Here is a 7,398-nt window from a genome sequence, read left to right as displayed (position 1 = left end):
CGCCCGTACTGATCTGCGACGGCCCCCTCCCGCCCGGAACCCTCGGCGAACTCGCCTCGGCGGGCGTGCCGTTCCTCACCGCCCTCCGACCGCTGCGCGGCGATCCGGTCGAACGGCTGCCCTGGCGCACCCCCCTGTGGACCGCCCGGGGCACACCGGCGGACCCCCGGCTCGCCACCGCGCTGCCCGGCTGCGCCGAGCGCCTCACCGGCCTGGTCCGCACCCTGGTCACCGAACGCCGGGCGGCGCCCCTCGCCCCGGACGGCGCACTGGAGCACAGCACCGCCCTCGCCGCCGCCCTCGGCCTGAGCACGATCGCCTGGACGCTCTGGCACGGGACCGGGACACCCGACCCGGTCCTGGCCCTGACCCGCTTCGCCGACCTGGAGGCCACCGTCCGCCATGAACCCGAGGCCGTGCGCGTACGCGTCCCGATGGGCCGCCGCCACGCCGATCTGCTGCGCTCCGGGCTGCTCGCCGACGTACCCGACGTGGTCTGGCTCGGCGGCCGGACCCTGACCTTCTCGGGCGGGTGACGGCCATGGGCGAACCGGCGCTGGAGCATCTGCGGATCCGGCTGGCCTGTCTGCACCGGGCGCTGAGAGCCGCCGCCGACGACCGGGCGGCGATCACCGCCCGGCTCACCCGCCCCGACCTCACCCCGTACTGCGTGACCGACGACCAGGTCGGAGTGCTCCTCGACGATGTGCACACCCTCACCGAGGCCCTCACCGCACCGGCCGGCCCGGACCGGGCGGAACCGGAATCCGAGCGCGAGCTGCGCGACCGCACGGCCGCCGGGGGGACGACCCTGCCGCTGGACGCGCTCGCCGCCGCGTTCGGCCTCACCCGCGCGGACCAGGACGCGCTGCTGCTGGTCGCCGCGCCCGAACTGGACCGGGGCTACGAGCGGATCTACGCGTACATCGTCGACGATCTGAACCGGCGGCTCCCGTCCGTCGAACTCCTGGTCACACTCGGCGGCCGGACCGCCGCGGCCCGCCTCGCCCGGCGTCGCGCCCTCGGCCCGGCGGGGCCGCTGCGCCGGTACGGTCTGCTCCGCGCGTACGGCGAGGCCCCCGTCGAACTCGCCCAGGAACTCGTCCTCGGCCCCGGGGTGTTCGCCTTTCTGCTGGGCTGGGGCGGGGACGCCGGACTCCTCGGCCACGACCCAGGCGAGGTCGCGCCCCCCGACCCCCGGGCGGCCTCCCCGTACCTCGCCTCCGACCGGCTCACCCGGCTGGGCCGCGCGCTGGGCGCGGGCGACATCGCCCTGGCCGGGCTCTGGGGCTGCCCGCCCGACGGACAGCTTGACGCCGCGCAGGCGCTCGCCCGGGCGGCGGACCGACCGCTGCGGAGACTGACCTCGGACATCGAGCACGACGCACGGACGGCGGCCGAGCTCGGCGCGGTGCTGTGGATCCCCACCGACGGACTGCACGACCAGCCGCACCGGCAGCTCGCCGACACGGTCGCCGCCGTACTGCTCCGCTCCCGGACGCCGGTCTGTCTGACCGGCCTCCGACCCTGGCGGCCCCGCCCGCTGCTCGCCGCGCGGGCGTACGCCGAACTGACCGTCCCGGCACCCGGATTCCACGACCGGCACGCGATGTGGTCGGCCGTGCTCCCGGACCTGAACCGAACCCTCCTGGACGATCTCGCCGCCCGCTACCGGATGAGCGGCGGCGAGCTGCGCGCCGTCGCCTCCGTCGCGGGGGCCGGGGCGAGGCTGGCGGGCAACGGCCGGCCGGAACCGGTCGCCGGCCATGTCGAGCCCGCCATCGCCACGGTGACGCGAGGCCGCGGCGGCGGCGCGGTCAGCTCGATCACCCCCCGGCGCTCCGTCGAGGATCTCGTCCTGCCGGAGGCCCAGCTGCGCCAGATCCTGGAGCTCGCCTCGGCCTGCCGTGTCTGGCCCAGGATCGCCGAGGCGTGGGGATTCGCCCGCCGCTCGGCGCACGGCGGCGTCAAGGCGCTGTTCACCGGGGAGCCCGGCACCGGCAAGACGATGTCCGCCGAGATCGTCACCGGCATGCTCGGCCTGGAACTGCTGAAGGTGGACGTCGCCCGCGTCGTCTCCAAATGGGTGGGCGAGACGGAGAAGAACATGGAAGAGGTGTTCCGGCAGGCGGAGGAGAGCCATGCGGTGCTCCTCTTCGACGAGGCCGACGCCCTGTTCGGCAAGCGCGGCGAGGTGAAACACGGCACCGACCGGTACGCCAACCTGGAGGTCGGCTATCTGCTCCAGCGCCTGGAGGCCAGCGACGGTCTGGTGATCCTCACCAGCAACCTCAAGGACAACATCGACCCCGCGTTCACCCGCCGCTTCCACTTCGTCGTCCACTTCCCCCGCCCCGCCGCCCCCGAGCGCCGCCGGCTCTGGCGTCTCGCCTTCCCCGGCCAGGCCCCGCTCGCCGCCGATGTGGACCTGGACGTCCTCGCCCGTCTGGACATGACGGGCGCGGGAATCGCCGCCGCCGCGCGCACGGCCGCGCTGGCGGCGGCCGACGGGGAGAGCGCCGAGATCGGCATGCGTCATGTCGTACGGGGCGTGGCCCGCCAGTTCCAGCGCGAGGCCAGACTGCTGCGTCCCGCCGAACTGGGGCGGTACGCCGTTCTGCTCGGCGACGGCGAACCCTCCGGGTGAGATCGGCCGGGCGCCTGACGGGTTGCCTCCGGGCGGCGATCACACCGGAGCGGGTAGGGGAGAGGGGGCGGGTGCCGGCGCGGCGACCGGAGCGGTCCGGCGGGCGCCCGGGAGCGGTGCCGGTCAGTCCTCCGGGAGCCGCGCCGGTCAGTCCTCGGAGAGCCGCGCCGGTCAGTCCTCGGAGAGGAACCCGGTCGCGGGATCGATCTCCTCCAGAAAGCCCCGAGCGGCCTCTTCGAGCTCCGCGCCGGTCAGGGGCGCGGTGGAGCCGTGCACCGCGCTGGTGAACCCGTAGCCCTCATTCGGCCCGGTCAGCCAGGTGAAATCGTAGGTCGGCGGGCCCTTTGGCCGCTGGTGGACGGCGAATGTCTCGCCGTCCACCGTCATCGTGCGGTCCTGGAGCTCGGTTCGTTCTTCCACACCGGGCATTCTGTCATGTCATATGCCGTTTGATCAGGCATAGGCATGATGCGGCGGTCGCCGGGCCCTCACACCGCGTCAGGGCCGGACCACCGGCGGCCCGTACCGCGCAGGACGCCCCCGGCCCCCGGGCATCGGACATCTGTCCACTGCCCGGTGGCCGGGCACCGTCCGGGCCGGGCTGTGTCACCCTGGAACCCGGTACCGGAGCGGGCGGCGGACACGAGCCGCGAGAAGGGGAACACCCGTGGAAGACTCGGCCACCCCCACCTGGACGGTGTACATCGACGGTCAGCCCGTGCGGATCCCGGCGACGATCGAGACCGTCAGGGCCGCGCTGGTCCCCGAGCGGCGGGCGGAGTTCGACGCCGAGATCGCCCGGACACCGGGTCTCCAGCTCGCCCAGGTCCTCGCGATGTGGGCGCTGCCCCCCGCCGTCTGGGACCAGATCGAAGCCGATTTCGCCAGGCTCGAAGCGGGTGACCACAGCGGCTTCCATCCACAGGAGGACCGCTTCACCGCTCCGGACGTCGCGTGAGCGGGTACCGCGTCCAGTACGGCAACGCGGCCGACGACGCCCTGCGGAAGATGCCCGCCCCGGTGCGTACCGAGTTCGAGGCGGGGATGTCCCGACTCGCCGCCGACCCCTACGGCCGCCCGTCCACCCCGGCGAAGAGCCCGTCCGAGCCCGACCGCCGGTCCGCTCCCCTCGGCGCGTTCGTCGTCGTGTACTACGTCAGCCGGACCGTGCTGCTGGTGACCGCCGTCCACATCATCGGCTGAGGGCACGGCGTCATCATCGGCTGACGGCACGGCGCCCGGCCCCGAGCCGGCCGCGGGAGCCCTGACGCCACGGCGTCCTTCGCTGCTCAGACGGCGGGCGGCTGCCTGAACACCCACGTGAACACTCACTTGAACAGCCGCCGGAGCACCCGGCCGCCGGGCGCACACACCTGATCTGGCGTCATGCAAATGCGGACTTGCTGAGGTGGTCCGTTTTTCTGGAACGGCCCAGGTGCGAGAGCAATTTGGAAGATGTGGCGACCCCGAGACACAGCTACTTTGCTAAGTGTCGGAAAGTGAAGGAAATACTTCTCCGACACGATATGTGAAGATCGTCAAGATTGTGCCCGCCGTCGGGAGCGCCATTCCCCCGGCCGGGCGCGATGTCGTCCGATCCAACCGCTCACAAGGTCACTGCGGCGCGGCGGCGGGTGCTTCCGCCGCTGCCCGGCCGTATCCGGGCCGATCGAATCTGGGGTGGAGATGCGTCAATTCGCTGTGCGGGCCGAGCGTGGAGTGGTCGGCTTCTCACCGGTGCGAGCTCTGATCAACACGGGTGTCACGGCCGAGTGGCCCCGGCGGGCCCGGGTCGGGTTGAAGCTGGTCGCCCCCGACGACCCCGCGTGTGCCACATACGAGGAGGAGAGAGAGGAGAGCCGTACCGAACCGGTTCGGGCCCGGGGCCCGAACCGGCCCTCCTATCGGGAGTGGGCCGTCCGCAGCCTCCAGGAGGTCGGACGGGCGTGGCTCGACCAGGTGGGCCCGTGCCATGTCGAAGTGCTCGACGCCGATCTGCTCGACGACGGCAGCCGGCTGTTCTTCGCGACCCTCGCCGCACTCTCCGACGAGAGGGTCACGATCCGCTGCCCGGTGGGCCCCGCCACCGGTCCGGCCGACCCGGTCCCCGGGGTCGCGAGCGCCCGCGAGCTGCGTATCGAGCATCTCGCGGCCTCGGTCGGCGGGCTCACCGGCGAAGAGTCCGGCTTTCTGCACCGGGAGGCGATCGGGTACCTCCGCTCGGGGGACGGCTGGACCGCGGAACGCATCCTGCGTACGGTTCTGCGGCACCGCCCGACGCCTGCCGCCTGGCGCGGACTGCGCGCCGCCTGCGCCATGCTCGGGCGACCGCTGGACATCGGCCGCCGGCCGCGGCCCGCTCCGGCTCCACGCGGGCTGGGAGCGGCTGGAGCGGTGGTCGGAGAAGGCCGGGCAGATCGACAGGAACGCCGTCCACAAGGCTCTCTTCGCCATCGCCGACAGAACGGTCTTCCGGAGCTATGAGACGTATGACGACCCCGCGCGCCCGCTGGACTTCTTCGTTCAGGTGAAAGCGGGGCTCGTCCTCAAGATCCGCATCCGCGACCTGGACGCTTTCGAGATCGCCCATGTCGGTTCGGTCGAGGCGTCGCCCGAAATCGACCTGGGAACCGGCCAGGCGGCTTGAAATGCACCCCGTGCGGGCCGGTGTCACATCGCCAACACCGGCTCGCACAAGTGTGCTTGACAGGGTGCAGGGCCTGTGAAAATGTCGGTGGCACTTGTGTACATGGGCTTCCTCTGTCAAGAACTCGGGGAGATATCGATGCCGCCACTGGAAGTATCCGGAATAGATGTTTCCTCGCGGGTCCGGGCCCGCGACATTCAAATGGCCGGTGTCGCGGACATACGCCGCCGTGTACTGATGATTTCGGGTGCCATCGACACCGTCGACCATGATGTATCGGTCTGTGTCAACCTCCCCGAGCCCGGCGTCTGGCAGGTCATCAAATCCGAGACCAATCTGACGGACCGCACCTGGGTCGCCATGCAGGCCGCCACCGACGAGGACTCCGTCTTCGTCAACGACGCCGACACCCTGGTGATGTCGCGCCAGTTCTCCAAGTCCTTCATCACGCCCGACCAGCGCCGCCTCACCTTCTACGGTGGAGAGGTGCGCCCCGGCGAGGCCGTGGTGAAGATGTACTCGCTGGAGACCACCGGCCGAAAGCCCACCTACGCGTACTCCCGGTACAGCCCGATCGCCACCGACGGCCCGGAGACCATGGCCAAGACCCTCGAACAGCTGGTCGCGGAGGGAATGCCCCAGCGTCCGGTCATCGAGGTCATCGTCCCCGTGACGGTCATCGGGTGATCACTTTCGTCCCCGAGCCCCATCTGCTGGAATCGCCCCGGGGCCGTGAATGGCCGCTCGCCCCGGGCGCCGGCCCGCGGAGCGCGCACACCGCCCCGCCGCCCGCCACCGCGGATGTGGCCATCGTCGGCGCGGGCCCCGCGGGTCTCGCGGTCGCCTCCGCGCTCTGGCACCTCGGCGTCCGGAACGTCGTCCTCATCGACCGCGAAGGCCGGCCGTGCGGGCGCTTCTTCGACCGCATCGACATGCTCCGGCAGCGCGTCCTGCGCTCCCCCTACGAGCACCACCCCGGAGTCGAGGGCTACCGCGACTGCGAACTGCTCGACTTCGCCCGGCTCCACTGGTCGCTGCTCACCCCGGTCGAGCGCCGGGAGATCCGCATGGCCCAGTCCGGGCACCGCTCCGTCGTGCCCGTCGACGTCTTCGAGGCGTACTGCAAGCACGTCGCCACCCTGCACCATGTGGACGAGCGCACCTGGCGGGGCGCCGTGCGCGAAGTCCGCCCCACCGCCGACAGCGTCACCGTACGCGGCGACGGCTTCGCGGTCACCGCCCCGTACGCCGTCCTCTGCCTCGGCGAGGAGCGCCGCGCCGCGCCCTCCGAGTGGTGGGACGGCGAGGCCGCCCCCCATGGCGTCGGCTACTGGGACGAGCCCGTGCCCCGGGAGGCCCGGAGTCTCGTGGTCGTCGGCGCGGGCCTCAGCGCGGCCCACCTCATCTCCAACGCCCTCGGCGACGGCAAACGCGTGCACTGGATCCTGCGCGCCTCCGCGGAGCGCTACCAATGCGCCGACGTCAACGCGTCGTTCTTCCGCGCCGAGGGCCGGGCCCGCTTCGACGGGACGGACTGGGACGACCGGACGACCCTGATGCGCGGACACCGCCGCGCCTCCGTCATGTTCGAGTTCCGCCCCCTGCTGCAACGCGCCGAAGCCGAAGGCCGGCTCACCGTCCACCGGGGCCGCGCCGTCACCGCCGTGACGGGCGAGCGCGCAGGCCGCGCCGCCGTCCGGCTCGCGGACGGCGAGCGGATCATCGGCGACCATGTCGTACTGGCCCTCGGCACCGCCGTCTCCAACGGGGGACAGCTCCTGCCCGAAGGCGTCACCGCACCCCGCGACGGCTGGCCCGACCTCGACGAGCGGACCCTGGCCTACCGCAACGCCCCCCGGGTGTTCGCCGTCGGCGCCGCGGCCGGCATGGTGCTGGGACCCGCAGCCCGCAACATCGACGGCCACCGCGTCGCGACCGCCCGGGTGGCCACCGCCGTCGCCGCCCAGCTGGAGACGGCCGCCGGGGCGGTCCGCACCGGGAGAGCGGTCGCCCGTGTCTGACCGCGACGACTACGACCCCCGGTTCTCCCTGACCCCCGTCGACGAGCCCCCGTTCACCGAGACCGGTGTGATGCTGATGGGCC

General features: G+C 72.5%; 9 protein-coding genes and 1 pseudogene. 9 read left to right on the top strand and 1 reads right to left on the bottom strand.

Going from position 1 to position 7,398, the window contains the following annotated elements:
- Window positions 1–536 (top strand): annotated as a pseudogene (locus tag FF041_RS37845) (hypothetical protein); the annotation flags it as partial.
- A 5-nt stretch (window positions 537–541) separates the two neighbouring features.
- Entirely contained in the window at window positions 542–2,647 is a 2,106-nt protein-coding gene (locus FF041_RS13755) for an ATP-binding protein (protein WP_153523107.1), read from the top strand.
- A 171-nt stretch (window positions 2,648–2,818) separates the two neighbouring features.
- Here FF041_RS13755 and FF041_RS13750 read toward each other — a convergent pair whose 3' ends face one another.
- A complete protein-coding gene (locus tag FF041_RS13750) occupies window positions 2,819–3,067 on the bottom strand; it encodes a hypothetical protein (RefSeq protein WP_323391843.1) in 249 nt (82 codons plus the stop codon).
- Window positions 3,068–3,314: 247 nt separating this feature from the next.
- Between FF041_RS13750 and FF041_RS13745 the strand changes: the two genes are divergently transcribed.
- The 7 genes from FF041_RS13745 to FF041_RS40550 all read left to right on the top strand — a co-directional run.
- Window positions 3,315–3,605 carry a hypothetical protein gene (locus FF041_RS13745; protein ID WP_194292019.1) on the top strand — a complete coding sequence of 97 codons (291 nt, stop codon included), beginning with the start codon at window positions 3,315–3,317 and terminating at the stop codon, window positions 3,603–3,605.
- Entirely contained in the window at window positions 3,602–3,850 is a 249-nt protein-coding gene (locus FF041_RS13740; RefSeq protein WP_153483499.1) for a type II toxin-antitoxin system RelE family toxin, read from the top strand. Before FF041_RS13745 ends, FF041_RS13740 begins: the two co-directional genes overlap by 4 nt.
- Window positions 3,851–4,333: 483 nt before the next feature.
- Window positions 4,334–5,131 (top strand): hypothetical protein, encoded by a 798-nt coding sequence (locus FF041_RS37840; RefSeq protein ID WP_194292020.1) that lies wholly within the window; start codon window positions 4,334–4,336, stop codon window positions 5,129–5,131.
- The gene (locus FF041_RS13735; RefSeq protein ID WP_153523109.1) at window positions 5,034–5,294 is read left to right on the top strand and encodes a DUF6235 family protein; all 261 of its coding nucleotides are present in this window, start codon (window positions 5,034–5,036) and stop codon (window positions 5,292–5,294) included. Before FF041_RS37840 ends, FF041_RS13735 begins: the two co-directional genes overlap by 98 nt.
- Window positions 5,295–5,531: 237 nt before the next feature.
- Window positions 5,532–5,981: a DUF6423 family protein gene (locus FF041_RS13730; RefSeq protein ID WP_267133191.1), complete on the top strand. Its 450-nt coding sequence runs from the start codon at window positions 5,532–5,534 to the stop codon at window positions 5,979–5,981.
- Window positions 5,978–7,315, top strand: coding sequence for an FAD-dependent oxidoreductase (locus FF041_RS13725; protein WP_323391842.1), 1,338 nt, complete (start codon window positions 5,978–5,980; stop codon window positions 7,313–7,315). The genes FF041_RS13730 and FF041_RS13725 overlap by 4 nt, the downstream gene beginning before the upstream one ends.
- Window positions 7,308–7,398, top strand: a 91-nt coding sequence (locus tag FF041_RS40550) for a DUF6187 family protein (protein ID WP_407698153.1), incomplete at its 3' end; no start/stop codon positions are given. The genes FF041_RS13725 and FF041_RS40550, both read left to right, overlap by 8 nt.

Origin of the sequence: Streptomyces jumonjinensis, assembly GCF_009600885.1 — a bacterium.
Classification (GTDB): Bacteria; Actinomycetota; Actinomycetes; order Streptomycetales; family Streptomycetaceae; genus Streptomyces; species Streptomyces jumonjinensis.
The sequence above is the reverse complement of the archived record's forward strand: the minus strand, read 5'-3'. Positions and strand labels throughout refer to the sequence as shown.